The sequence below is a fragment of the Gilvimarinus sp. 1_MG-2023 genome, from assembly GCF_030548285.1.
On record NZ_JAUOSC010000326.1, the window covers coordinates 1 to 374 of the forward strand.

A 374-nucleotide genomic window follows, 5' to 3' on the forward strand; every position below is an offset into this window, starting at 1 on the left:
GTCGTGAATATGGTGTTTAATCTGGCGCTGGTATTGCCATTTGCCCATGTCGGACTGGCGCTGGCCACCGCTATCTCATCGTACTTTAATGCTCTGATGTTATATCTGGGGTTGCGCAAAGCCGGGGTGCTGCAACACAGTCGTGGCTGGTTGGGGTTTATGGCCAAGCTGGCATTGGCAAATGCTGCCCTGCTGGGAGTGACCTGGTGGCTCATGGGGGATGTGGCCGATTGGCTGCTGTGGTCAGCTTCTGAGCGTATGGTACAAATGACGCTGGTGGTTGTTTCGGGCGTTGTCGTCTATGTGCTGGTGTTGCTTGTTGCCGGGCTGCAGCCCCGGCACTTGCGTGGTGCCTTGTTTGACTAGAGGGCTGG

At 56.4% G+C, this 374-nt stretch carries 1 protein-coding gene; it reads left to right on the plus strand.

Annotated elements, in window-relative coordinates; all coding sequences use genetic code 11:
- The coding region (locus Q4563_RS17015; RefSeq protein ID WP_303605331.1) for a lipid II flippase MurJ at positions 1-366 on the plus strand (366 nt) is incomplete at its 5' end.
- Positions 367-374 lie beyond the last annotated feature (8 nt).